The following is a 24,700-nucleotide window of genomic DNA, read 5'->3' as shown; positions in this document are numbered from 1 at the left end:
CATGCCCGACATCACCGGATATCGCAAGAAGGTCGCCGTCATCGTGCCGTCGACCAACACCGTCGTCGAACACGACGTGGCGGCGCTGCGACCGCACGGTGTGACATTCCACACCGGCCGCATGTACATCGACAATCCCGACCTCGACAGTGACGAGGCGTTCGAGGCCCTGCTCGGCCAGATCCGCGCCTCGATCTCCGTCGCCATCCGCGACGTCATGACGGCGAAGCCCGACGTCATGATGATGGGGATGTCGGCCGAGACGTTCTGGGGTGGCGTCGAGGGCAACGCCTCGTTCATCGAGAGGGTCGAGGCGATGGCCGAGGGTCTCACGGTCTCGACGGGCGCGTCGGCGTGCCGGGCCGCTCTCGAGGCCATGGGGGTGACGAAGATCGCCGTGTTCTCGCCCTACCAGCCCGTCGCCGACGTCAACGTGCGTCGCTACTTCGAGGAGGCGGGGTTCGAGGTCGTCAACATCACGGGCTTGCGGTGCGCGTCGGCGACCGCCATCGCCGAGGTCACCCCGGAGCAGATCATCCGCACGCTCCGAGAGATCGACACTCCCGAGGTCGAGGCCATCGTGCAGGTCGGAACGAACCTGTCGATGCTCGGCGTCGCGGAGCAAGCGGAGCACTGGCTCGGCAAACCCGTGATCGCCATCAACGCCGCGACGGTGTGGCACTGCTTGAGAGGAGCAGGAATCACCGACACGTGGGGTGGCTACGGCTCCCTCCTGCGCGACTACTGATCCACTTCCACCGAGATTCGAGGAACACACCATGGCACCACAGTTCGACTTCGATGCGATCGTCGTCGGAGGCGGCCCCGTCGGCACGACGACCGCCCTCAAGCTCGCGAAGGGGGGCATGCGCGTCGCGATCTTCGAGAAACGGCAAGCGGCGACCCTCGAGCAGCGCGCGTCGACCTTCCACCCGCCGACCCTCGAGATGCTCGAGCCGCTCGGCCTCGCGCAACCGCTCATCGATCAGGGCATCGTCGCCCGGTCGTATCAGTTCCGGGACGCCAAACTGGGCAAGATCGTCGAGCTCGACTACGCGGTGCTCGAGAACGACACGCCCTACCCGTTCCGAGTGCAGGTCGAGCAGGGCAACCTCACCCGGGCCGCGCTCGCCGCCCTCACGTCCGAGCCTCTCGTTCAACTGCACCTCGGGAGCGAGGTCCTCGCGGTGCGCGACATCGACGGTGGATACGAGGTCGACATCGCGGGGGAGGGTGCAGGCACGCATACGGCGCGGTATCTCATCGGTGCCGACGGATCGCGCAGCGTCGTGCGGGAGACGCTCGGGGTCGCGTTCACGGGCCGTACCTACCCCGACCGCTATCTCGTCATCACGACGACGCTGCCGCTCCACGAGATCCTCGACGATCTGTCTGTCGTCAACTACGTCGCCGACCCGGTGGACTGGCACGTCCTGCTGCGCAACCCGAGCGGGTGGCGCGTGCTCTTCCCGACCTCGCCCGACACCCCGGACGAGACACTGCTCGACCCGGAGGAGGTGCGCTCCCAGCTCCGCAGGGTCGTGCCCGACTTCGACGGCTATCCCGTGGCGCACGTTACCCTGTACGAGATCCACCGGAAGGTCGCGGCGACCTTCAGGGTGGGGAGCACTTTTCTCGTGGGGGATGCCGCCCACGTCAACAATCCGCTCGGGGGGATGGGTATGAACAGCGGTATCCACGACGGGTTGCTGCTCGCCGACGTGCTGCTCGACACGGCCGCGGGCCGAGCGGACGACACCGCCCTCGACACCTGGGCCGAGCAGCGCAGGCACGTCGCCCTGAGCTACGTGGGCGAGGAGACCGAGGGCAACTGGAACGCGCTGCGGGATCGCGACGAGTCACGCCGAGCGATGCAGCGAGACGCGTGGCGCGCTCTCGGTGAAGACGACGCCGCCCGCCGAGAGTTCCTCCTCACCTCGTCGATGATCGCGAGTGTGCCTCGATGACGTCGTCGATGGAGGTCCCGTCGCTCGACAAGATGGAGTCGGCGACCGGGGGCGAAGTCGTGTTCTGGGAGCTGCGCTCCCGCATCATGAGCGGCGTTCTCGCACCCGGCGCGATCCTGCGGGCGCAAGCGTTCGCCGAGGAGTTCGGGGTCAGTCGCACCCCCGTGCGGGAGGCGCTTCAGAGGCTCGCCGAAACGGGGCTCGTCGAATACATCCCGAATCGCGGTGCGACCGTCATCGGATACACGCCCGAGCAGATGATCGAGACGTATTACGTTCGCGCGACCCTCGAGAGCCGTGCGGCCGCTCTCGCCGCGCCGCGGATCACGCCGGCCGAGCTCGCGACCCTCGCGCAGCTCATCGACGACATGGAGGAGTTCGTGCCCGGCGACACCGCGCAGGATGTCGGCGAACTCGGGCGCATCAACATCGACTTCCACAGGCTCATCGTTCAGGCCTCGGGAAGCAAGATGCTCGAGACCCTCGTGGGCACGGTCCGTCAGATGCCGCTCATGATCCGCAACTTCCAGAACTACGGCGAGACCTTCCGGCGGCGCGTCAACCACCAGCACCGCGACATCCTCACGGCCCTCGAATCGGGGGATGCCGAGTGGGCCGAGGTCGCGATGAAGTCGCACATCTTCGCGGCGCGCAACGCGGCGATGCGCGCGGGTCGCGCACACCACACCGCGGACTGCTGACGTGGCGCGCGAGTCCGGGGCCGGCGACGGTCCCGAGGACGGGCGTGCCCGCAAGCGCGCGAGGCCCGGGCGGATCGCCACTCTCGCCGCGGTCGGAACCACGGTCGTCACCGTGCTCCCGGTCTTCCTCGTCGGTGGTCTCTCGGTGCAGCTCGGCGCCGACACCGGCCTGGGTCCAGCCATGCTCGGCATCGTCGTCGCCGTCTACTGGGCGAGCTCGGCGAGCTTCTCGTCGGCCGCCGGTCGGCTCTCCGCTCGCATCGGGTCGCGCAGCGGCATGGCGGCCGCGGCCCTCGGCGGGGGAGTGGCCCTCGCCGGTATCGCCGCACTGACGCCGACGTGGCCGTGGCTGTGTCTCTGGCTCGTCGTCGCGGGAGCAGCCAACGCCCTCGGGCACCCACCGTCGAACGCACTCATCGCCGCCGAGGTGTCGAGGCGCAACCGGGCTCTCGCCTTCGGGCTCAAACAGGCGGCGATCCCGCTCGCGACCCTCAGTGCCGGGCTCGCCGTCCCCGTTCTCGCCCTGACCCTCGGCTGGCGCTGGAGCTTCGCGATCGCCGCGGGGTTCGCGCTCGTCATGGTCGTCGTCGTCGGTCTGACGGTTCCATCGCTCGCGAGCCCGAGGTCGGGGCGTCCGCCTCGCGGTGCCCGGATCCCCGCGTCACTTCTCCCCTTCCTCCTGCTGGCGTCGACCGCGAGCGGCCTCGGCGCGGCGCAAGCGAACGTCATCGGGGCGTTCACCGTCTCGGCCGCCTCGCAGTCCGGTTTCTCGGCCGCGAGCGCCGGACTGCTCTTGAGCCTCGGAAGCGTCGCCGGAATCGTGGCGCGCCCCCTCGCGGGTCTCGCCGCCGACCGGAGGATCGGGGGCACGATGGCGACAGTGTCGCTCATGCTCGCGACCGGTGCTCTCGGACTCGTCGGGATGGCGATCGGGTTGCCCTGGACCTTTGCCGTCGGGTGTGTGCTCGCGTTCGGTCTCGGGTGGGGGTGGAACGGGCTCGTGCACTTCGTCGTCACCGACGTCAGCCACCCGTTCGGCGCCCAGGCGACGGGTCTCGTGCAGGCGGGCGCCTACATCGGCAGCGCCGCCGGGCCCTTCGTGTTCGGGTTCGTCTTCGACAGTTTCGGGCCGAGCGTCGGGTGGAGCTGCGCCGCCGTCGTCGCGGTGCTCGCCGCGATCGTCGCGCTGCTCGCCCACCGCATCCGCCCCACAGACCATCCCCTCGAAAGGACAGAACCATGAGCGACACCACGGCACACGACTACCTCGAGAACGGCTTCAACGGGCGACTCGGTTTCGGCGAGCGCCCCGCGCTCGTCGTCATCGACTTCGTCGACGCCTACCTCGAGCCCGATTCGCCGCTCTACGCGGGGGTCGAGATCGAACTCGAGTCGGCGACCCGCGTTCTGCACGCGGCGCGGGCCGCGCGCATCCCGGTCATCTACACGGTCGTCGAACAGGAGACGTCGGGCGCCGGTGGCGGACTGTTCGCCCGCAAGGTCAGCGGGCTCTCGACGCTCGCGGCGGGATCACCGCTCGGGGCGATCGCCGCGCCGCTCACCCCCGAGCCCGGGGAGAGCGTCGTGAGCAAGAAGTACGCGAGCTCGTTCTTCGGCACGTCGCTCGCGTCCGACCTCACGGTGCTCGGGCGCGACAGCGTCATCCTCGTCGGGCTGAGCACGTCGGGATGCGTGCGCGCGACGGCGGTCGACGCCATGCAACACGGGTTCATCCCCCTCGTCGTGCGGGAGGCGGTGGGCGACCGCCGACCCGAACCCCACGCTGCGGCGTTGTTCGATCTCGACGCCAAGTACGCGGATGTCGTGTCGGAGGCGGACACTCTCGCACACCTCGGGGGGCTCGTCGCCTGAGCGGGCGCGGGACCGGCCGGGCGGGACCAGCCGGGCGCCGGCCGGTCCCGCCCGTGCGGTCAGTCGGCGGCCGGCCCGACGACGTGCTCCGACCGCGCGCCGGAGAGAGCGATCGCGTCGGGGAGGCTCGCATCCCAGTCCTTCGCGATGACGCGAGCGCCCGTCAGCACGCCGGAATCCGCCGAGCACAGCCACACGGCGGGCGCGGCCATGATGGCGGGGTCGAGCAGCTGACCGTCGGCGCCCGACGTCGCCGACGCGGGCAGCAGATCGGTGGCGCACGCACCGCCCGGAAGCAGGAGGTTCGCCGTGACCCCCGACCCGCGGAGGTCGTCCGCCCACGACCTCGTCATCGCCTCGAGCGCCGCTTTGCTCGGACCGTACGGCGCGTAGCCCCGCCGAGTCATCGTCACGGCGCTCGTCGACACGTTGACGATGCGTCCGTCTCGCTGCGCGAGAAGGTGCGGCATCGCCGCTTTCGCGAGCGAGAAGGGGCCGTTCACGTTCGTCGCGATGATGCCCGACCACGCGGCATCCGGAATCTCCCAGAAGTGCACGGGGTCGGTCGTGAAACTCTCACTCACGACCCGCATGCCGCGTCCCGCGTTGTTGACGACCGCGTGGAGGCCGCCGAAAGCCTCGAGGGTCGCGTCGACGACGGCGGGGCCGGTGGCGGGGTCGGCGGCATCGGCGACGAGAGACAGCACGCGGCCCTCATCCCCTGTCCGCACGACGGCCTCGCGGGTGAGGCTCTCGAGTTCGGGGGAGAGGGACGACGCGGTGACGGTGACCGCGTAACCCGCGTCGAGGAGGGCGAGCGCCATGACGCGCCCGAGCCCTCGGGCCCCTCCCGTGACGATCGCGACGCGTCTCGTGTGACTCGGTTCGGGGCTGCCCTCGGCACTCACAGTGTTCATGGCCGAAGCATTGCATGCAATATTGGCGGTTTGAACCACATTTAACGACGATGAAACACGAATCGCATACATTTTGACGCGGTGATACTCGCCGACCCCAAGGAGACCCCGTGCACATCGACTCGTTCATTGGTGGCCGCGCCGTGGCCGGCGTCGGGGGAGCGACGATCGCTCGTGTCGATCCCTCCGACGGTGTGACAGTCGTGGGCACGGTCGCAGACGCCTCAGCCGACCACGTGTCGGCGGCGATCGGCGCCGCTCGCGCGGCGGCTTCCGAGTGGGCCGCGGTGTCGGCGCTCGACCGCGCCTCGCTCGTGCGCGACGCGATCGGTGCCGCCGTCGACGCGGGACCCCACAGCGGCGACCTCATCGCGTCGGAACTCGGCAAGCCCGCCCACGAGGCGGCGGGGGAGTTCGCCTTCGCCCGCGCTCTCGCCGACTACTGCGCGGAGCACGCGGTCCACGTGTGCGCCGACACCACCGTGGATGATGCGGAGAGTCTTCTCGTCACGGTCTCGGAGCCCTTCGGTGTCATCGCCGCGATCACTCCGTGGAATGCGCCCGTGATCCTCGCGGCCCTCAAGATCGTGCCCGCTCTCATGACGGGCAACACGCTCGTGCTCAAGCCCTCCCCCCTCGCCCCTCTCGCGGTCACGAGCTTCGTCGCCGCGGTCGCGGCCCGGCTGCCCGCCGGCGTGCTCAACGTCGTCAACGGGGGAGCGGATGCGGGCGCCGCCCTCGTCGGCGACAGCAGGGTCGACCTCCTCACCTTCACGGGCGGCCCGTCGACCGCGCGGGTCATCGGCGCCGCCGCCGCGACGCTCATCAGGCCGACGGTCATGGAGCTCGGTGGCAACGACGCCGCGCTCGTGCTCGACGACGCCGTGTTCGACGACGAGCTGTACTCGCGCATCCTCGTCGGGGCGTTTCTGACGAGCGGGCAGGTCTGTATGGCGATCAAGCGGGTGTTCGTGCCCGCGGCGCGTCACCGCGAGTTCGTCGACGGGCTCATCGAGACGGCCGCTCGCACGGTCCGGGTGGGAGATCCGCACGACCCGACGACCACGATGGGTCCCGTCGTGAGTGGCGACCAGAAGGCGCGCATCGCGGCGCTCGTCGAGTCGGCTCGCGTCGCCGGCGGTCGCGTCGTCGAACTCGGCTCGATAGATCCGACCGTCGATCCCGGAGGATTCTGGATGCGCCCCGTGCTCGTGCTCGGGCTCGACGACGAGCACGAGCTCGTGCGGGAGGAGCAGTTCGGTCCCGCGCTCCCGATCCTCACCTACGAGTCCCTCGACGACGCCATTGCGAGGGCGAACAGCGTCGAGCACGCCCTCGCGTCATCCGTGTGGTCGACCGACACCGAGCGCGCGACCGGTGTGGCTCGGCGATTGCGCGCGGGAATGACCTTCATCAATTGCCACAACAGGTCGGGCATCTCGCTTCGCGCCGCGTTCGGCGGGCGCGGATTCTCGGGCCACGGTCGCGAGTTCGGCGAAGCGGGCATGCGGGAGTACCTGCAGTCCCACTCGATCAACTATCCCGTCGCGGCGCGACCCGGGCACGTGCTGAACGCGAGCGCCTACCCGGTCTCGTAAGACTCCGCCCGCACGTCCGAGCGCGGCGGCGCCGTGCTGTCTCGCAGCACGAGGTGCGTCGGCACGAGAGTCGTTCCGACCTCGACCGACCCCGTGCGCAACTGGGTGAGCACGCGCGCGACGCACTGTCGGCCCATCTCGGCGAAATCCTGGTGCACCGTCGTGAGCGGGGGAGAGAACGACGACGCCTCGGGGATGTCGTCGAACCCGACGATGCTCACATCGTGGGGCACGCGAAGACCGCGTTCGCCGAGCGCCCGATACAGGCCGAGGGCCATCTGGTCGTTGGCGCAGAACACGGCCGTGCACTCGGGGGTGTCGGCGATCGTCTGACCCGCGCGATAGCCGGACTCCGCGCTCCAGTCGCCGTGCAGGATGCCGGGGACCTCCCGACCCGCGGCAGTCAGGGTCGAGCGCCACGCCCGCGCGCGCCTCTCGGCCGAGAAGCTGTCCTCCGGCCCCGAGATGTGCCACACGGTCGAGTGGCCGAGGTCGAGCAGGTGCTGCACCGCTTGCCTCGTGCCGTCGGCCTGGTCGGTGTCGACGACGGGAAATCGATCGCCGGCGTCGGAATCGACGATGACGACTTTGGCGTTCGGCGGGAGCGTGAACGGCGCCGAGTCGAGCAAGTGCATCTCCATGACGACGATGACCGCATCGACGGCGGCTTCGTCGACTCGCGTAAACGCGGTGCGGATGCTGCCCTCGGTCGGGGCGCCCGGGATGAGCGTGATCGCGTACCCCGCTTCGGCCGCCGACGTCGCGATCGCCTCGAGGGTGCGCATGTTGCCCGTCGTCGCGAGAGTGAAGAGGATGACGCCGATCGTGCGGAACTCTCCGCGCTTGAGAGCGCGAGCCGCACTGTTGGGGCGGTAGCCGAGCTCCGCCATCGCGGTCAGCACGGCCGTGCGCGTCTCGTCGACGACGCCCTCGTAGCCGTTCGCGACCCGGGAGACCGTCTGAGCAGACACTCCCGCGCGCTTGGCGACGTCGGCCATCGAAACACGACGAGGGGCCTCCGCGGTCAACTCCGCTGTCATACCGCCACTCTACGGGCTGCGGCGGCGCTGTGGTTGCGCAAACATCGAGAACGTGCTCTCATGGTTGCGTAAACAATCGACGCAGATCGTAGACAGGTCAACGCATGACAGTGACGTCTCCCCCCGTGGTCGCTCCTCCGAGCGCCACGATGATGAAACCCCGCCGACAGCGCACCTCGTGGACGGGGTGGGCGTTCATCGGCCCCTTCGTCGTCGTCTTCGCGCTCGTCTTCCTCGCGCCGATCGCGTACTCGATCTGGCTGAGTCTCTTCCGCGACCAGCTCGTGGGCGGCAACGAGTTCGTCGGTCTCGACAACTACGTGCAAGCCCTCGGCGACGACCAGTTCTGGGCGGCCTTGGGAAGGGTCGCGCTCTTCCTCGTCGTGCAGGTTCCCGTCATGCTCGGTCTCGCGATGATCGCGGCCCTCGCCATCGACAGCGGCCGCCTCTACGGCAAGAGCTTCTTCCGCATCGCGATCTTCCTCCCCTACGCCGTGCCTGCAGTCGTCGCGGCACTCATGTGGGGGTTCATGTACGGCACCCGATTCGGGCTCGTCGGCAACATCAACGATTTCTTCGGCATCAGCCTGCCCAACCCGCTCTCGCCGGAGCTCGTGCTCGCGTCGATCGGCAACATCGTGACGTGGGAGTTCATCGGCTACAACATGCTCATCTTCTATGCCGCCCTGCGCGTCATCCCGACGTCGCTCTATGAGGCGGCGGAGATCGACGGAGCCGGCCAGATGCGCATCATCACGGCCATCAAGCTCCCGGCCATCCGCGGGGCCATCGTCATCGCGACGATCTTCTCGATCATCGGGAGCTTCCAGCTCTTCAACGAACCGGCGATCCTGCAGAACCTCGCCCCGAACGCGATCACGACGTCGTTCACCCCCAACCTCTACGCCTACTCGCTCTCGTTCGCGGGTCAGCAGTACAACTACTCCGCGACCGTCGCGATCATCATGGGCATCCTCACCATGGTCATCGCCTACATCGTGCAATTGCGCGGTATGAGAAAGGACGGATGACCCGTGGCCACCACCATCGCGACGAGACCGACCTCCGGCTCGACCCCCCGGCTCCGCCCGGCACGTCGCCCCAAGCCCATCGGGTCGATCGAGCGCCCGCGCCGGAGCGTTCTGCTCACGGTGCTCACGGGCATCATCCTCGTCTACTCGCTCATTCCCCTCGTGTGGTTGCTCGTCAACTCGACGAAGACCCAGGGGAGCCTGTTCACCTCGTTCGGGCTGTGGTTCAGCGGCGACTTCGCCCTCTTCACGAACATCCGCGACACCCTCACCTACAACGACGGCATCTTCGTGCGCTGGTTCGGCAACACGGTGCTCTACGTGGTCGCGGGAGCCGGCGGAGCAACCCTCCTCGCCGTGCTCGGCGGCTACGCCCTCGCGAAGTTCAACTTCCCGGGAAAGAAGGCGATCTTCGCGGTCGTCATCGGCGCGGTCGCCGTGCCCGGCACCGCCCTCGCCGTTCCGACGTTCCTCATGTTCAGCCAGATGGGCATCACGAACACCCCGTGGGCCGTCATCATCCCGTCGCTCGTCTCCCCCTTCGGGCTCTACCTCATGTGGACGTTCGCGAGTGAAGCCGTGCCGACCGAGCTCCTCGAGGCGGCGCGCATCGACGGGGCCTCCGAAGTGCGCACCTTCTGGCAGATCAGCGTTCCGCTGCTCGGCCCCGGCATCGTGACCGTGCTGCTCTTCACGATGGTCGCGACGTGGAACAACTACTTCCTGCCGCTCATCATGCTGCGCAACCCCGACTGGTACCCGCTCACCCTCGGGCTCAACCAGTGGAACGCGCAAGCGACGACCGCGGGAGGCGAAGCGATCTTCAACCTCGTGCTCACGGGCTCGCTACTCACGATCCTGCCGCTCATCGCCGCGTTCCTCGTGCTGCAGCGCTACTGGCAGTCCGGCCTCGCGGCCGGAAGCGTCAAGGAGTGACCCCGAGGCATCCGCGCCCCACGACCATCCCCGTGAACTCGACAACGAAGTGAGAGACACACCCGTGAAGACACCGACACCCACACCGACGAAGACACCGAACACCCTCCGGCGCCGAGCCCTCACCGGAGCGGCCATCGCGGCGACAGCGGCGCTGACCCTCGCGGGGTGCTCGGGAGGGTCGGGAGCCGACTCCGGCGCGGGCGCCGACGAGGGTGGCTCGATCACCGTGTGGTCGTGGGAGCCGACCCTCGATCAGGTCGTCGCCGACTTCGAAGAGGAGTACCCGAACGTCGAGGTCGACCTCGTCAACGTCGGAACCGGCCCCGACCACTACACCGCACTGCAGAACGCGATCGCCGCGGGCGACGGGGTTCCGGATGTCGCGCAGCTCGAGTATTTCGCCCTCCCGCAGTTCCGGCTCGCCGACTCCATCAGCGACCTCACCGAGTTCGGCGCCGACGAGCTCGACGGCACCTACACGGCGGGGCCCTGGAGTTCGGTGCAGTCCGACGGCGGCGTCTACGGACTCCCCATGGACTCCGGCCCCATGGCGATGTTCTACAACGAGGAGGTCTTCGACCGTCTCGGCGTCGACGTGCCGACCACGTGGGACGACTACCTCGAGGCGGCCCGCGAGCTCCACGCCGCCGACCCCGACGTCTACATCGCGAACGACAACGGCGACCCGGGTCTCACGACGAGCGCACTCTGGCAAGCGGGCAGCACGCCGTACTCGGTCGACGGCACGAGCGTGTCGATCGACTTCTCGCAAGAGGGCACGACGCGCTACGTCGACCTGTGGCAGCAGCTCATCGACGAAGAGCTCCTCGCCCCGATCTCGCTCTGGACAGACGAGTGGTACCAGGGGCTCGGCGACGGCACGATCGCGACCCTCAACTACGGAGCGTGGATGCCCGCGAACTTCTCGTCTGCCGTCGAGGCCGGGTCTGGCGCCTGGCGTGTCGCCCCGACCCCGCAGTGGCAAGAGGGTGAGACGAACACCGCGGAGAACGGCGGTAGCGCTCTCTCGGTGCCCGAGGCGTCGGAGAACAAGCAACTCGCCTACGACTTCATCGAGTACGCGAACGCGGGTGACGGCGTGCAGTCGCGCATCGAGAACGGTGCCTTCCCCGCGACCGTCGCCGATCTCGAGTCCGACGAGTTCTTGAACATCGAGTTCGAGTACTTCGGTGGTCAGAAGGCCAACGAGATCTTCGCCGAGTCGGCCGCGAACGTCGTCGACGGCTGGAGCTACCTGCCGTTCCAGGCCTACTCCAACAGCATCTTCGGCGACACCGCCGGCCAGGCCTACGTGGGGGGCGCGACCCTGCAGGAGGGCCTCGACGACTGGGCCGAGGCCTCGGCGTCGTACGCCGAAGAGCAGGGTTTCACGGTCGACTAGGCCGGCTCGCTCGCGCTCCACCACCCCCGCACCACACCGCTCCACTCCTCCGCAATCAACTCAACAACGAAGTGAGAGGCACCACCATGAAAAGCACCACCCGTCGCCGCGCCCTGACCGGCGTCGCACTCGCCGCAACCGCGGTGATCACGCTCGCCGGCTGCTCGTCGTCGTCTGACTCCGGCCCGTCGCCCGAAGAGGGCGGCTCGCTGCTCATCTGGGCGTGGGAGCCCACCCTCGAGCAGGTCGTCGCCGACTACGAAGACGAGAACCCCAACGTCGACATCGAACTCGTCAACGTCGGCACGGGCAACGACCACTACACGGCGCTGCAGAACGCCATCGCGGCGGGCTCGGGCGTTCCCGACGTCACCCAGCTCGAGTACTACGCGATGCCTCAGTTCACCCTCGCCGAATCCGTCGTCGACCTCTCCGAGTTCGGCGCCGGCGACCTCGCCGACAGCTACTCGCCCGGACCCTGGGGATCGGTGCAGTCCGGATCGGACGAGGGCGTCTACGGCCTCCCGATGGACTCGGGCCCCATGGCGATGTACTACAACGCCGAGGTCTTCGACCGCTTGGGCGTCGACGTGCCGACGACGTGGGACGACTACGTGCAGGCCGCACGCGACATCCAGGAGGCCGACCCCGAGGTCTACCTCGCCAACGACACCGGCGACGCCGGAACGACGACGAGCATGATCTGGCAGGCCGGCGGTGAGCCGTACACCGTCGACGGAACCGACGTCTCGATCGACTTCTCCGACGAGGGCACGACCCGCTACACCGACATGTATCAGCAGCTCCTCGACGAAGACCTCCTCGCCCCCATCACCGGGTGGAGCGACGAGTGGTTCCAGGGCCTCGGCAACGGCTCGATCGCGACCCTCACGGTCGGCGCGTGGATGCCCGCGAACCTCGAGTCGAGTGTCGAGGCGGGCGCGGGCGACTGGCGCGTCGCCCCGATGCCCCAGTGGGACGAGGGCGAGATGGCGACGGCCGAGAACGGCGGAAGCGCGCTCTCCATCCCCGAGCTCGGTGAGAACAAAGAGCTCGCGTACGACTTCATCGAATACGCCAACTCGGGTGACGGCGTGCAGACCCGCATCGACGGCGGCGCGTTCCCCGCGACGGTCGCCGACCTCGAGTCCGACGAGTTCCTCAATGTCGAGTTCGAGTACTTCGACGGGCAGAAGGCCAACGAGATCTTCGCCGAGTCGGCCGCGAACGTCGTCGAGGGCTGGAGCTACCTCCCCTTCCAGGCCTACTCGAACAGCATCTTCAACGACACCGCCGGCCAGGCGTACGTCGGGGGAGTGACGCTCCAGGAGGGCCTCGAAGACTGGCAGGACGCCTCGCTGTCCTACGCGGGCGAGCAGGGCTTCACGGTCGACTGAGTCTCGTCGACCACCGGTTCGGGGGCGAGGTCGACGACCTCGCCCCCGACGCACGACATCCATCACCACCGTCACCTCGGGCATCGCCCGGCGGTGACACGCCGACCACCGAGGAGAACCGACCATGTCGGAAAGCACCCTGAACCGACGCTGGGTCCGCCCCACGACCGACGCCGCACCGCGCATCGAATACGGTGCCGACTACAACCCCGATCAGTGGCCTCGCGAGGTGTGGGACGACGACATCCGTCTCATGCGCGAGGCGGGGGTCACGATCGTCTCCGTCGCGATCTTCTCGTGGGCACGCATCCAGCCCGCAGCGGATGTCTGGGACTTCGAGTGGCTCGACGACGTCATGGATCTGCTGCACGCCAACGGCATCTCGGTCGACCTCGCGACCGCGACCGCGTCGCCGCCCCCGTGGCTCACGACGGCGCACCCCGAGATCCTCCCGGTGACCCGCACCGGCGAGATCGTCTACCCGGGCGCGCGGCAGCACTGGCGCCCCACGTCCGCGATCTTCCGCGAGCACGCCGTGCGTCTCGTCGAAGCGATCGCGACGCGATACGCCGAGCACCCCGCACTCGCCGCGTGGCACATCTCGAACGAGCTCGGGTGCCACAACATCTGGGACTACTCCGACGACGCCGCGCGCGAGTTCCGCCTGTGGCTCGAGCGACGATACGGCACGATCGACGCCCTCAATGCGGCGTGGGGAACGGCCTTCTGGTCGCAGCGCTACGGAACATGGAACGAGATCCTGCCCCCGAGACTCACCGCCTCGCACCCGAACCCGACTCAGCAGATCGACTTCAAGAGGTTCTCGTCCGACGCCCTCCAGGACTACTTGCGTGTCGAGCGCGACATCCTGCGGCGCATCACGCCCGAGGTCCCGATCACGACCAACTTCATGGTCATGAACGAGACGAAGGGCATGGACTACGCCGCGTGGGCCGACGAGATCGACTTCGTCTCCAACGACCACTACGTCATGCCGGGGTCGCAGAACCTCGACGAGCTCTCGTTCTCGGCGAGCCTCACCGGCTACCTCGGCGGAGGGCGCCCGTGGTTCCTCATGGAGCACTCGACGAGCGCCGTCAACTGGCAGCCCATCAACGTGGCCAAGAAGCCCGGTTCGATGGCGCGCGACTCGCTCACGCACGTCGCCCACGGCGCTGACGCGGTGTGCTTCTTCCAGTGGCGCCAATCGGCCGCGGGTGCGGAGAAGTTCCACTCCGGCATGGTGCCGCACGCGGGGGAGCACAGTGCCCTGTTCCGCGACGTCGTCGGGCTCGGAGACATCCTCAAGACCCTCGCTCCCGTCGCCGGGTCGCACTCGGTCGCCGCTCGCGCCGCCATCCTGTTCGACTGGGACTCGTGGTGGGCCGTCGAGCAGGACTCCCACCCCACCGAGCTCCTCAACTACAAGAGCGAAGCCCTCGACTGGTATTCGGCGTTCCTCGACCTCGGCGTGCGCGCCGACGTCGTGCCGACGGGCACCCCGCTCGACGGCTACGACGTCGTCGTCGCGCCCGTGCTCTACGTCATGCCCCAGAGCACGATCGACGAGCTCACCGCCTACACCGAGCAGGGCGGTCACCTCGTGACGACCTACTCGTCGGGGATCGTCGACGAGAACGATCACGTGTGGCTCGGCGGGTACCCCGGCGCGCTGCGCGACGTGCTCGGCATCCGCATCGAGGAGTTCGGGCCGCTCCTCGCGGGCGAGACCGTGTCTCTCGACAGCGGAGCCGTCGGGTCGATCTGGACGGATCGTATCGACGTCACGAGCGAGGCGATCGAGGTGCTCGCGCGCTACGACACGGGCGACCAGGCAGGCCGCCCCGCCGTGACCCGCAACCCGGTCGGCTCGGGAACGGCGACCTACGTGTCGACGAGACTCGGGCAGGTCGGCATCGCGACCGTGCTGCGCCCCGTGCTCGAGCGCGCGGGCGTCGAGAGCGAGCTCCCCGAGGGCGTGCGCGGGCTCGTCGAGCTCGCGGTGCGCGGAGACGGCGACGAGCAGTTCTGGTTCCTCATCAATCGCACGGACGCCCCGGTGCCGCTCGACGGTGTCGAGGGAGAGGTGCTCGTGAACGTGAGTGCCGATGACCCCGTGGCAGGGGAGCTCGGAACGCGCGGTGTCGCTGTCGTGCGTCGACAGGCGAGCGACGCGCATCCGAAGACGGAGTCGTGAGCGACAGCGATCCCCGCGAGGGCGAACCGATCGAGACCGCACGGCGCGTGCGGCATTACCGTGCGGGCGGCGTGAGTCTCGTCGTCGACCTCGCGGACGGCACCCTTCCCCGGCTCGTTCACTGGGGTGCCGACCTCGGCGAACTCGGCTCTGCCGAACTCGCCGACCTCGTGGCGGTCACCGTTCCTCCCGTCGCGACGAGCGTGCCTGACGTGCCCGTGCGGCCCAGCATCCTGCCCGAACAGTCGAGCGGGTGGCTCGGCTCGGGCGGTCTCGCGGGCCACCGGTCGGGGCGACGGTTCTCGACGGCGTTCCGCGTCACGGGCTACGACGACGCGGCGCCGGCCCGCACGGACGATCGCGGGGGATCGGGCCCGCGCGACCTCGCGCACCGCATCGTCGTGACGGCGCACGACACCGAGACGCAGCTCTCGCTCACGCTCGAAATCGAGCTGACCGACGCCGGACTGCTGCGCACGCGAGCGCGCGTCGGCAACATCGGCGTCGACGACTACACGGTCGACGCGCTCACCCCCGTGCTGCCGGTTCCGCGCGAGGCCGACGAGATCCTCGACCTCACCGGGCGCCACTTGCGCGAGCGCAGTCCGCAGCGGCATGCCTTCACTATCGGCACCCACACGAGGGAGAGCTGGCGCGGGCGCACGGGTCACGACGCTTCACTCGTGCTCGTCGCCGGGCGCGCGGGCTTCGGGTTCCGCGAGGGCGAGGCGTGGGCCGTGCACACGGCATGGTCGGGCAACCACCGCACCCTCGCCGAGCGGATGCCGTCGGGCGACAGCCTGCTCGCGGGGGGCGAGGCTCTGCTCCCGGGCGAGGTCATCCTCGCGCCGGGCGAGCACTACGCGTCGCCGTGGCTCTACGGAAGCTGGGGGCGGGGTCTCGACGCGATCTCCGCACGCTTCCACGCGCACATCCGCTCACGCGAGACTCGCGAGCGCGGCCCGCGACCGGTGCTCCTCAACGTGTGGGAGGCCGTGTACTTCGAGCACGATCTCGACACCCTCACGGAACTCGCCGATCGCGCCGCCGAGGTCGGGGTCGAGCGCTACGTGCTCGACGACGGGTGGTTCCGCGGACGACGCGACGACAGCGCGGGGCTCGGCGACTGGATCGTCGACGAGACCGTGTGGCCGAACGGGCTCACCCCCCTCATCGACCACGTGACCTCCCTCGGCATGGAGTTCGGGCTGTGGTTCGAGCCCGAGATGGTCAACCCCGACTCCGACCTCGCGCGCGAGCATCCTGACTGGATTCTCTCCGCGGGCGAGCGGGGGCCCCTCCTCGCGCGCCACCAGCACGCCCTCAACCTCACGATCCCCGCCGCCTACGACCACATTCTCGGGAGGGTCGACGCGATCCTCTCGGAGAACGCGATCGACTTCGTCAAGTGGGATCACAATCGCGACCTCCTCGAGGCCGCGACGCGCTCCGACGGGCGCGCGGCCGTGCACGAGCAGACGCTCGCTTTCTACCGGATGCTCGACGAACTGCGGTCGCGGCATCCCCACCTCGAGATCGAGTCGTGCGCCTCGGGCGGGGGGAGGATCGACCTCGAGGTGCTCGAACGCACCGACAGGGTGTGGACCTCCGACACCATCGACGCTCTCGAGCGCCAGCAGATCCAGCGATACACGCAACTGCTCGTTCCGCCCGAGATCATGGGTGCACACGTCGGGGCGGAGCGCTCGCACACCACCGGGCGACGTCACGATCTCGCGTTCCGAGCGGGCACCGCGCTCTTCGGGCACCTCGGTATCGAGTGGGACCTGCGCGAGGCGACCACCGAGCAGCTCGACGAGCTCGCGGGCTGGGTCGCGCTGCACAAGAGACTGCGGCCCCTGCTGCACTCGGGCGAGACCGTGCGGGCGGATCATCCCGACCCTGCGCTCCTCGTGCACGGCGTCGTCGCGAACGATCGCTCGGAGGCGGTGTTCGCGCTCGTCATGGTGCAGTCGCCCGTCGCGTCACCCCCCGGTCGGGTGAGACTGCCCGGCCTCGACGCGGATGCGCGCTACCGCGTGGAGCGCGTGAGTTCCGCCCCGGCGCCGGTCGTGCCGCTCGCCGAGTCGGGCGCCGGGCCGGGCATCGGGATTCCCGCGTGGTGGGCGACGGCGCCCGTGCTGAGCGGCACCGTGCTCGCCGAGATCGGGGTGCAGGCCCCGGCGCTCTTTCCCGAGCAGCTCGAACTGCTCCACGTGCACCGCGTCTAACGGCGACGGGGGCCGCGCCGGCGGCGCCGCGCCGCACCGCCGCGACCGCTCGGTTCCTTCGCCCGGGCCCGGGCCCGGGCTTGGGCCTCGACCCGGGCGGGCTGCGGTGCCGTGCGCAGTCCCGCCCACAGGGAGACCCCGGCCCCGATGAACCCCACGACCGTCGCCGTCGCGAGGGGCGCGAAGAACGGGTCGTCCGAGGGGAGGGAGAACGTGAACCACACGAGCAGGAGACCCGCGCCGAGCGCACTCGCGGGAGCCAGCCATGTGAGGGCGTCTCGAGCAGGCCCCCGCTCTCGCGCGCGACCGCGACCGGCCCGGGTGAGAACCCATCCGAGCACCCCGAGCGCCGTCGCGAGCGCGCTGAGCGCGACGATGGCCACGGCGGGCCACACGATCTGCGCGTGCGCCGCCCTCAGCGCCGCCTCGTCCGGTTCCGAGAATGTTCCGCGCGGGAAGTCCAGGAGCACCCCGACGTCGTCGCGCGTGACCGTCGTCGGATAGAGGCCGCTGTCGGTGTGCCCGATCTCGAGCGACCGGGTGGCCGTGCCATCCGCGCTCCCGACCGCCTCGACCATGATGTCCGCCTGGATGTCGTCGCGGATGTCCCCGAAGGCGATAACGCCGTCGCGCCACTCGCGCCGGGCGTCCGCATCCGACGTGTCGACGACGAGCCACCCCGCCCGGGTCGACTCCGCGAGGAGCTCGTCTGCCGCCCTCAGCTCGAGCCGGAGCGGATCGACGAGATCGTCGCCGGCACCGTATTCGAAGGCCCACCCCGAGAGCAGCGCCGCCCATCGCACCCTGTCGACGATCGCGCCGTCACGACCCTCGTTCGTCGCGTAGGCCGCGGACGCGATCGTGTAGTCGACGCTCACCTCGTGCTCGCCGACGAACGGCTGCGCCATCGTCGTGCGCATGACGACCGTGTCACCCTCGGTCTGCGTGCGGAAGTCGACGGGCACGCCTCCCACGCGCACCCCGTCGATCGTGAGGTCGAGGCTCTGTCCCTCGACGACCCCCGGCCACTGCCGGACGACCTGGCCGGGGAGCGACCCGTCCTCGTCGAAGACGACGCCGAGCGTCTCGCGCGCGGTGATCACGGCGCGACCGTCGTCGCTGCGGCTCAACTCGGCGCTCACCTCGACGGAGGCGACCTCGGTCGAGAGCGAACCGGGCACGTCGCCCGTGTAGGCGAGGTAGGTGTCGGTGGGCTCGAGAGGGTTCGTCACGAGAATCGTGACCGCGATGACGCCCGCGATGAGAACAGCCGCGGTGCCGCGGATGGCGAGCCGCGCCGCGGTGAGGTAGTCGGCGGTGAGCCAACTGCGGCGGGGGAGCGGGCGGCCCCGCTCCCTCCCGACGCGCTCGGCGATGGCCCGACCGGCTCGGCGGGGCGGGGCGAGCAGAACGGCGTAGGGCAGCACCGAGTCGCGCAGCGTGCCGCGCTCGAGCACCTGCGTGCGCTCGGCGAACACGCCGATTCCTCGGAGGTGCTGCTTGACGAGAGCGCCCCGGTGAGTGAGCGGGCGGGCGGTGACCGCGAGCACGATCACGACGGAGGCGATGACCGTCGAGACCGCGACGAAGGCGACCGGCCACCAGACGATCGCAAGGGGGGCCTGGTGCGACAGTTGTCTCACGAGACCCCACTGCACGAGGGTGAGGGCGAGGGGAGCTGCGATGAAACCGTCGCGCACGAATCCGTCCGGGATCTCCCGCAAACGCAGTTCGAGTTGTCTCCTCACTTCGGGGCCGCGGGCGTAGAGCCGCAGAGCCCGGGGCAGGTTGCCGAGGCGACCGGTGCGCCGGGCCGCTCGCCCCGTCGCGAGGAGGTGCGCGTCGCCGATGGCGCCGTCGCCCCGTTTCGGACGAGCGGGAATGTTCTGCAGTTCTCGCGCGAGTTCGAGAGCGCGAGGGGAGCGCAGGATGTGCGCGGCCATCGTCGCCGAGATGTCGTCGGGAGTGTCGTACTGGGCGACGAACCACGGTCGACCCCGAGCATCGCTCCACGCGACGCGGCGCGCGGCGATCGCGAGCAGCAGTGTTGCGGCGAGGAAGGCGAGAGGGGCGAGGGGGCCGAACGTCTGAACGAAGAACACGGGCGAGCGCGGCGGCATCGTGATCGTGTCGGGCTCGACGACGATCGTGAACGCCGCCGTCGCGTTCGGGGGGATGCTCTGGTCGTTGCTGAAGGAGTATGCGGTGCGGCCCGGTGCACGGTCGGCTTCGGCGCTGAGCCACGCTCCCGCGCTCACGAACGTCCACGCGACCGAACCGCGGGGCTCGCGGATGAGTGCGTCATCGAGTTCGTCGGCGAGGCTCACCTCGACGTCGAGACCCGTGACTCCGTGCGGCCACGAGGGGCCGAAGACATCCCACTCGAGCATCTGCACGGGGTCACCGGTCGCCCGGTCGGTCGAGTCGTAGGCGAGGTGGTCGAGGGTGTAGCGCAGAACGAACTCGTGGTCGCCGTCGAGTCGTTCCCCGGCGTCGAGGTCGAGGGTGAGGCGCGTCGCCGAATCGTTCTGCCCGACCTCGATCGGCTCGCCGTCGAGGGTCGCCGAGATCTCCGACGGCCGCAGATCGTTGCCCTCGTATTCGGTCGCGATGACCCGCTCGATGCCGCTCTCGTCGACCTCGTCGCCGAAGAAGGCGGTGATGCGCTCCTCCACGGCGGTCGTGAGCGTGCCGTCGTCTGCGAGATCGACGGTGTAGTCGGCCGCGAAGTCGCGAGCGATCCACGTTTCGGTGGCCGTCGAGGCCGACGACGTGATGTCGTCGAGGGTCAACGGCGGATTGATCACGGGGCCGACGAGCAGAACGGCGCCGGCGATCGCGACGACCCCCCAGAAGGCGCGGATGGTCGTGCGCAGAGGAGCGCCGCCGTGGGACCTCAACCACGCTTCGAGCGCGAGGAGCCAGCCGGAGAGGAGTGCCCAGAGGTAGGTGTGCTGGGGTGGGTCGTCGGTGATGCGGTCGGAGTCGGGTGTGCCGTCGACAGGCTCGTCGAGCGATCCGCCGGATGACTCGACTCCGCCTGGTCCGTCGATCGGCTGTCCCCCCGATCCTCCGTGTGCCCCCACACCGCCGAGTCTAGGAGTGCCCGGACCCGCGGGACGGTAGGGGTGGACCGGGTCGTCTTCTCCCGCGTCGATCTCGAGCTGAGACGCGGGGCTCACGTTCAGAGACCCGGGCTATCGTCGACTATCGTTCGGTATCGTTCACGGGTCGCATCGTGACCCGTCACAAGGAGGTCACCATGAACAACGCGTATTCGCCAGGCGCATTCGGCGCGGGCAACAACATCGACGGCATGTGGCAGAAGTTCGAGGAGTTCCGCTCGTCGTTCGACAAGCGCACCGGCACCGGCACCGGCACCCGCGCGGGTCGCGGCGAGGTGCGCACGGCGGTTCTCGCGCTCCTCGCGGAGAAGCCGATGCACGGATACCAGATCATCCACGAGATCGAGGAGCGCAGCGGCGGCAGCTGGAAGCCGAGTGCCGGATCGGTCTACCCGACCCTCCAGCTCCTCGCCGACGAGGGCCTCGTGAGTGCCGAAGAGTCGAACGGGCGCAAGGTCTACTCGCTCACGACGGAGGGCCGCGACGTCGCGGCGGCGTCCGACCTCACCGCCGCGTGGGCCCAGGGTGGTTCGCCGGAGCAGGCCCGGTTCGGCGCGCTACCGAAATCGGGGGTCGACCTCGCCCAAGCGGCCGCCCAGGTCGGTCGCACCGGGTCACCCGAGCAAGTGCAGCAGGCCGTGGCCGTGCTCGACGACGCGCGCCGGCGGCTCTACTCGATCCTCGCTCAGGACTGACGGGGGTGCCCGCCGCTCGCCGGGGCCGCACCGAACCGGCGACCGGCGCGGGTGACACCCGCGCCCGCTACCGCCGCATCCTCCGCTTCGCGAGCTGGTATCTCGCCGTCACCTGGTTCTTCGAACTCGTGTTGCCCCGAATCGGGCTCACGGTCGTCACCACGCGTACGCGCACGCGGCGGATGCGGCGGTTCGCCCGTGGATTCCATGTGCTCGCGGCAGACCTCGGCGGGCTCATGATCAAGGTCGGCCAGTACATGTCGTCGCGGCTCGACGTGCTGCCCCCCGAGATCACGCGGGAGCTCGAGGGCCTGCAAGACGAGGTCGCCCCGGTGCCGTTCGCGCAGATCCGCGCCCTCGCGGAAGCCGAGCTCGGAGTGCACCTCGAGGCGGTGTTCGCGAGCATCGACGAGACCCCCGTGGCTGCGGCATCCCTCGGTCAAGCCCACCGGGCACGCCTCGCCCCCGCCGCGGCGGCCGACAGCGGCATCGACGCCGTCGTCGTCAAGGTGCAGCGCCCGGGCATCGACGAGATCATCGACGTCGACCTCGCGGCCCTGCGCAAGGTCGGGGGATGGCTCAGTCGAGTGCGCCTCGTGTACGACCGCGTCGACATGCCCGCTCTCGTCGAGGAGTTCGCCGCGACGAGTCTCGAAGAGATCGACTACGTGCACGAGGCCGTCAACTCCGAGAGGTTCGCGGCCGATTTCGCCGACAACGAGCGCGTGCGCACTCCCGCCATCGTGTGGGAGCGCACGACGCGACGTGTGCTCACCCTCGAAGACGTCTCGGCCATCAAGATCACGGATGTCGAGGCGCTCGCCCTCGCGGGCATCGACCCCGCCGAGGTCGCCCCCGTGTTCACCGAGGTCATGTTCGACCAGCTCTTCACCCACGGCTTCTTCCACGCCGACCCGCACCCGGGAAACATCTTCGTGACCCCCGTCGTCGACGCGTCAGGCGGGCGATCCTTCGCCCTCACGTTCATCGACTTCGGGATGATGGGCGAGGTCCCCGCGACGACGCGCAGCGGATTGCGCTCGCTGCTCCTCGCGGCGGCGTCGCGCGACGGACGCGCTCTCGTCGCCGCGATCCGCAACGTGGGAGTGCTGCTCCCCTCGGCAGACACGAACGAGCTCGAGAGGGCGATGACCGCGCTCTTCGCGCGCTTCGGCGGAATGGGGTTCGCCGAACTTCGCGAGGTCGACGAACGCGAGTTCCGCCAGTTCGCCGTGCAGTTCGGTGACGTCGTGAGGTCGTTGCCCTTCCAGCTGCCCGAGAACTTCCTGCTCGTCATCCGCGCGATGTCCCTGACCTCGGGGGTCGCGAGCGCCCTGTATCCGGCGTTCAACCTGTGGGATTCCGTCGAGCCGTACGCCTCCCAACTGCTCCGGGACGAGCGGGGCAACATCGCTCAGGATGTCGCGAAGCAAGCCGTCGAGACCGTCGGCATCGTCGCGCGCCTCCCGCAGCGGCTCGATGCGCTCCTCACGCGAGTCGACGACGGGTCGCTCGCGACCACGAGTCCGGGCGTCGAGCGCCGCATCGCCAAACTCGAGAGGGCGTCGCGTCGCGTGATCTCGGCCCTCGTCTTCGGCGCTCTCCTCATCGCCGGAGTACTCATGCGGCCCGACGACGTCGTCTTCGGCGCGGTGCTCATGGGGGCGTCGGGCATCCCGCTCCTGCATGCCCTCCTCGCCGGTCGCGACCGCAGCTGAGCGGGGCTCGAACCGGCCCCTCAGGGTGCGACGCCTACGATTAGGGTCATGACAGAGGCGAGCCCCACCGGTGGACAGCGACGCCTCATGCTCGCCGACCACGTCTACGACGAGTTGCTCACGGCACTCATCGACGGTCGCTACTCGGGTGGCTCCCCGCTCAGCATCGACGGCCTCGCCCGCGAGCTCGAGGTGTCGCAGACGCCCATCCGCGAGGCACTCGCCCGACTCGAGTCGACGGGTCTCGTGCGGCGCACGGCGCTCAAGGGATACCGCGTCGCCCCGCTCTTCACCACCGAGGAACTCGCCGAACTCACCGATGCGCGCCTCGTGATCGAGCCGGTCAACGCCTACCTCGCGTGCCAGCGCGTCGACGACGAGCTCGTCGCGCGCTTGCAGGACTCGATCGACGACCTCGCCGCCTCGCCGACGGGCCCGTCGTTCGCCGAGTTCCGCGGCTACTGGGAGGCCGACGAGCGGTTTCACCGGCTCATCGCCGAGCACGCGCACAACCAGTTTCTGCTCTCGGCCTACCGGGCTCTCGGTGGCCAGGTGCAGCGCTTCCGACTCTTCGTCGGACTCGGGGTCACCGATGCCGAGCACGCGATCGCGGAGCACACGGCGATCCTCGAGGCGTTCGCGCGCGGGGACGCCGACGAGGCGCGCGAGGCCATGCGCCGCCACATCGGGGGAGTCAAGCGGCGGTCACTCAACGAGAGCGTCGAGCGCGAAACGAGCTGACGACGCGACGCACCCTCTCACGGGGCACCGGCTGACCATCCGCCGCGAGCACGCGTTGTCGATGCCGTCGGCGGATGTCGCGGTATAGTGTTGATCGTATAGGAAACACGATCAACCCAATGGAGTGTGTTCATGGCCCTCACCGCCGAAAACTGGCCCATCACCGGCGCCCTCATCCAATTTCCGGGGGTCAAGCGCGACGGCACCGTCGTGCAAGACGCCGAACCCACCGAGTGGGTCGACACCTTCGAGCAGGTGCGTGACGCGGGCTTCAGCGCCGTCGACATCACCGACAGCTGGCTCCGACCGGGAGACCTCTCCGCCTCGCGGCTCGACGACCTCGCGCAGGCCGCGCGCGACGCCGACGTGACCCTCCCGGTGATCTCCGCCATCCGCCGCAGCGTCATCCACCCCGAGGACGGCGAAGACAACCTCGCCTACAGCCACCGCACGATCGATGCCGCAGCACACCTCGGCATGGCCGTCGTCTCGGTCGGACTCCACCAAGCTCTCACCCCCGAGCAGAAGAAGCAGCTCTGGTTCTGGACCGTCGAGGGCCACCAGGACCCCGAGAACGATCCGGAGACCTGGAACCTCGCCGTCACGCGGCTGCGCGAGCTCGGCAAGCACGCCGACGAGGTCGGCATCCTCCTCTCGCTCGAGATGTACGAAGACACCTACCTCGGGTCGGGGGATTCCTCCGCGCAGCTCGCGCAAGACATCGACCTGCACAACGTGGGGATCAACCCCGACGTCGGCAACCTCGTGCGCTTGCACCGCCCGATCGAGGACTGGTACTCCGTTTTCGAGAAGACGCTGCCCTACAGCAACTACTGGCACGTCAAGGGATACATCCGAGACGAGGATGTCGCGCGCGACCACTACGTCGCGATGCCCTCGCCGATGGAGAGCGGCCTCATCAACTACCGCGAGGCGTTCGCGCTCGCCATCGCGAACGGGTTCCAGGGGATCATCTGCGCGGAGAGCTACGGCGGAGACGGCTTGAGCGTGAGCGCGGCCAACCAGGACTACTTGCGTCGCCAGGTGCTGCCCAAGAAAGACGGCTACGCCCTCGGCACGAGCAGGGTCACCCAGCAGATCACCCCCGCGGTGCGCGGCTGACCGCCGG

General features: G+C 69.3%; 19 protein-coding genes. 16 read left to right on the top strand and 3 right to left on the bottom strand.

The window, feature by feature from the left end; genetic code table 11:
* Position 1 precedes the first annotated feature (1 nt).
* The 5 genes from ACLHIH_RS05595 to ACLHIH_RS05575 are packed head-to-tail and all read left to right on the top strand — an operon-like array spanning position 2 to position 4,540.
* The gene (locus tag ACLHIH_RS05595) at positions 2-748 is read left to right on the top strand and encodes an arylmalonate decarboxylase (protein ID WP_411315708.1); all 747 of its coding nucleotides are present in this window, start codon (positions 2-4) and stop codon (positions 746-748) included.
* A gap of 31 nt (positions 749-779) precedes the next feature.
* On the top strand, positions 780-1,967 hold the full coding sequence (locus ACLHIH_RS05590) for an FAD-dependent oxidoreductase (protein WP_411315707.1): 1,188 nt from the start codon (positions 780-782) through the stop codon (positions 1,965-1,967).
* A complete protein-coding gene (locus tag ACLHIH_RS05585; protein WP_411315706.1) occupies positions 1,964-2,668 on the top strand; it encodes a GntR family transcriptional regulator in 705 nt (234 codons plus the stop codon). The genes ACLHIH_RS05590 and ACLHIH_RS05585 overlap by 4 nt, the downstream gene beginning before the upstream one ends.
* Position 2,669: 1 nt before the next feature.
* The gene (locus tag ACLHIH_RS05580) at positions 2,670-3,911 is read left to right on the top strand and encodes an MFS transporter (RefSeq protein ID WP_411315705.1); all 1,242 of its coding nucleotides are present in this window, start codon (positions 2,670-2,672) and stop codon (positions 3,909-3,911) included.
* Positions 3,908-4,540, top strand: a complete 633-nt coding sequence (locus ACLHIH_RS05575; protein ID WP_411315704.1) for an isochorismatase family protein — start codon at positions 3,908-3,910, stop codon at positions 4,538-4,540. The genes ACLHIH_RS05580 and ACLHIH_RS05575 overlap by 4 nt, the downstream gene beginning before the upstream one ends.
* Before the next feature lie 59 nt (positions 4,541-4,599).
* Here ACLHIH_RS05575 and ACLHIH_RS05570 read toward each other — a convergent pair whose 3' ends face one another.
* Positions 4,600-5,457, bottom strand: coding sequence for an SDR family NAD(P)-dependent oxidoreductase (locus tag ACLHIH_RS05570; protein WP_411315703.1), 858 nt, complete (start codon positions 5,455-5,457; stop codon positions 4,600-4,602).
* A gap of 110 nt (positions 5,458-5,567) precedes the next feature.
* On the opposite strand from ACLHIH_RS05570, the gene ACLHIH_RS05565 reads away from it, so the two are divergent.
* Entirely contained in the window at positions 5,568-7,055 is a 1,488-nt protein-coding gene (locus ACLHIH_RS05565) for an aldehyde dehydrogenase family protein (RefSeq protein WP_411315702.1), read from the top strand.
* Here ACLHIH_RS05565 and ACLHIH_RS05560 read toward each other — a convergent pair.
* Positions 7,040-8,095 (bottom strand): LacI family DNA-binding transcriptional regulator, encoded by a 1,056-nt coding sequence (locus ACLHIH_RS05560; protein ID WP_411315701.1) that lies wholly within the window; start codon positions 8,093-8,095, stop codon positions 7,040-7,042. The genes ACLHIH_RS05565 and ACLHIH_RS05560 overlap by 16 nt on opposite strands.
* Positions 8,096-8,199: 104 nt before the next feature.
* Here ACLHIH_RS05560 and ACLHIH_RS05555 point away from each other — a divergent pair, with 104 nt between their 5' ends.
* The 6 genes from ACLHIH_RS05555 to ACLHIH_RS05530 all read left to right on the top strand — a co-directional run bounded on the left by ACLHIH_RS05555 (position 8,200) and on the right by ACLHIH_RS05530 (position 17,292).
* Positions 8,200-9,126: a carbohydrate ABC transporter permease gene (locus tag ACLHIH_RS05555; protein ID WP_411315700.1), complete on the top strand. Its 927-nt coding sequence runs from the start codon at positions 8,200-8,202 to the stop codon at positions 9,124-9,126.
* Positions 9,127-9,129: 3 nt separating this feature from the next.
* Positions 9,130-10,062 (top strand): carbohydrate ABC transporter permease, encoded by a 933-nt coding sequence (locus ACLHIH_RS05550; protein WP_411315699.1) that lies wholly within the window; start codon positions 9,130-9,132, stop codon positions 10,060-10,062.
* Between the two features lie 64 nt (positions 10,063-10,126).
* On the top strand, positions 10,127-11,467 hold the full coding sequence (locus tag ACLHIH_RS05545) for an ABC transporter substrate-binding protein (RefSeq protein WP_411315698.1): 1,341 nt from the start codon (positions 10,127-10,129) through the stop codon (positions 11,465-11,467).
* Positions 11,468-11,553: 86 nt separating this feature from the next.
* Positions 11,554-12,864 (top strand): ABC transporter substrate-binding protein, encoded by a 1,311-nt coding sequence (locus ACLHIH_RS05540; RefSeq protein WP_411315697.1) that lies wholly within the window; start codon positions 11,554-11,556, stop codon positions 12,862-12,864.
* A gap of 124 nt (positions 12,865-12,988) precedes the next feature.
* Positions 12,989-15,061: a beta-galactosidase gene (locus tag ACLHIH_RS05535; RefSeq protein WP_411315696.1), complete on the top strand. Its 2,073-nt coding sequence runs from the start codon at positions 12,989-12,991 to the stop codon at positions 15,059-15,061.
* Positions 15,058-17,292: an alpha-galactosidase gene (locus tag ACLHIH_RS05530; protein ID WP_411315695.1), complete on the top strand. Its 2,235-nt coding sequence runs from the start codon at positions 15,058-15,060 to the stop codon at positions 17,290-17,292. The genes ACLHIH_RS05535 and ACLHIH_RS05530 overlap by 4 nt, the downstream gene beginning before the upstream one ends.
* Here the strand turns inward: ACLHIH_RS05530 and ACLHIH_RS05525 are convergent.
* On the bottom strand, positions 17,289-20,378 hold the full coding sequence (locus tag ACLHIH_RS05525; RefSeq protein WP_411315694.1) for a DUF2207 domain-containing protein: 3,090 nt from the start codon (positions 20,376-20,378) through the stop codon (positions 17,289-17,291). The two genes, ACLHIH_RS05530 and ACLHIH_RS05525, sit on opposite strands and share 4 nt — an antisense overlap.
* 176 nt (positions 20,379-20,554) lie before the next feature.
* On the opposite strand from ACLHIH_RS05525, the gene ACLHIH_RS05520 reads away from it, so the two are divergent.
* The 4 genes from ACLHIH_RS05520 to ACLHIH_RS05505 all read left to right on the top strand — a co-directional run bounded on the left by ACLHIH_RS05520 (position 20,555) and on the right by ACLHIH_RS05505 (position 24,693).
* The gene (locus ACLHIH_RS05520) at positions 20,555-21,112 is read left to right on the top strand and encodes a PadR family transcriptional regulator (RefSeq protein WP_411316325.1); all 558 of its coding nucleotides are present in this window, start codon (positions 20,555-20,557) and stop codon (positions 21,110-21,112) included.
* 5 nt (positions 21,113-21,117) lie between these two features.
* Positions 21,118-22,830 (top strand): ABC1 kinase family protein, encoded by a 1,713-nt coding sequence (locus ACLHIH_RS05515; protein WP_411315693.1) that lies wholly within the window; start codon positions 21,118-21,120, stop codon positions 22,828-22,830.
* Between the two features lie 48 nt (positions 22,831-22,878).
* Positions 22,879-23,571, top strand: coding sequence for a GntR family transcriptional regulator (locus tag ACLHIH_RS05510; RefSeq protein WP_411315692.1), 693 nt, complete (start codon positions 22,879-22,881; stop codon positions 23,569-23,571).
* A gap of 132 nt (positions 23,572-23,703) precedes the next feature.
* On the top strand, positions 23,704-24,693 hold the full coding sequence (locus ACLHIH_RS05505) for a sugar phosphate isomerase/epimerase family protein (protein WP_411315691.1): 990 nt from the start codon (positions 23,704-23,706) through the stop codon (positions 24,691-24,693).
* Positions 24,694-24,700: the final 7 nt, after the last annotated feature.

The organism is Marisediminicola sp. LYQ134, assembly GCF_046599635.1.
Lineage (GTDB): Bacteria > Actinomycetota > Actinomycetes > Actinomycetales > Microbacteriaceae > Marisediminicola.
Note: the sequence above shows the minus strand (reverse complement) of the source record. Positions and strands in the feature narration are given on the sequence as shown.

Excerpts from the sequence above, each read along its gene's own strand:
- ACLHIH_RS05595 (WP_411315708.1), top strand. The coding sequence starts at position 2 with ATGCCCGACATCACCGGATATCGCAAGAAGGTCGCCGTCATCGTGCCG.
- ACLHIH_RS05590 (WP_411315707.1), top strand. The coding sequence starts at position 780 with ATGGCACCACAGTTCGACTTCGATGCGATCGTCGTCGGAGGCGGCCCC.
- ACLHIH_RS05585 (WP_411315706.1), top strand. The coding sequence starts at position 1,964 with ATGACGTCGTCGATGGAGGTCCCGTCGCTCGACAAGATGGAGTCGGCG.
- ACLHIH_RS05575 (WP_411315704.1), top strand. The coding sequence starts at position 3,908 with ATGAGCGACACCACGGCACACGACTACCTCGAGAACGGCTTCAACGGG.
- ACLHIH_RS05570 (WP_411315703.1), bottom strand. The coding sequence starts at position 5,457 with ATGAACACTGTGAGTGCCGAGGGCAGCCCCGAACCGAGTCACACGAGA.
- ACLHIH_RS05560 (WP_411315701.1), bottom strand. The coding sequence starts at position 8,095 with ATGACAGCGGAGTTGACCGCGGAGGCCCCTCGTCGTGTTTCGATGGCC.
- ACLHIH_RS05555 (WP_411315700.1), top strand. The coding sequence starts at position 8,200 with ATGACAGTGACGTCTCCCCCCGTGGTCGCTCCTCCGAGCGCCACGATG.
- ACLHIH_RS05540 (WP_411315697.1), top strand. The coding sequence starts at position 11,554 with ATGAAAAGCACCACCCGTCGCCGCGCCCTGACCGGCGTCGCACTCGCC.
- ACLHIH_RS05535 (WP_411315696.1), top strand. The coding sequence starts at position 12,989 with ATGTCGGAAAGCACCCTGAACCGACGCTGGGTCCGCCCCACGACCGAC.
- ACLHIH_RS05520 (WP_411316325.1), top strand. The coding sequence starts at position 20,555 with ATGAACAACGCGTATTCGCCAGGCGCATTCGGCGCGGGCAACAACATC.
- ACLHIH_RS05510 (WP_411315692.1), top strand. The coding sequence starts at position 22,879 with ATGACAGAGGCGAGCCCCACCGGTGGACAGCGACGCCTCATGCTCGCC.
- ACLHIH_RS05505 (WP_411315691.1), top strand. The coding sequence starts at position 23,704 with ATGGCCCTCACCGCCGAAAACTGGCCCATCACCGGCGCCCTCATCCAA.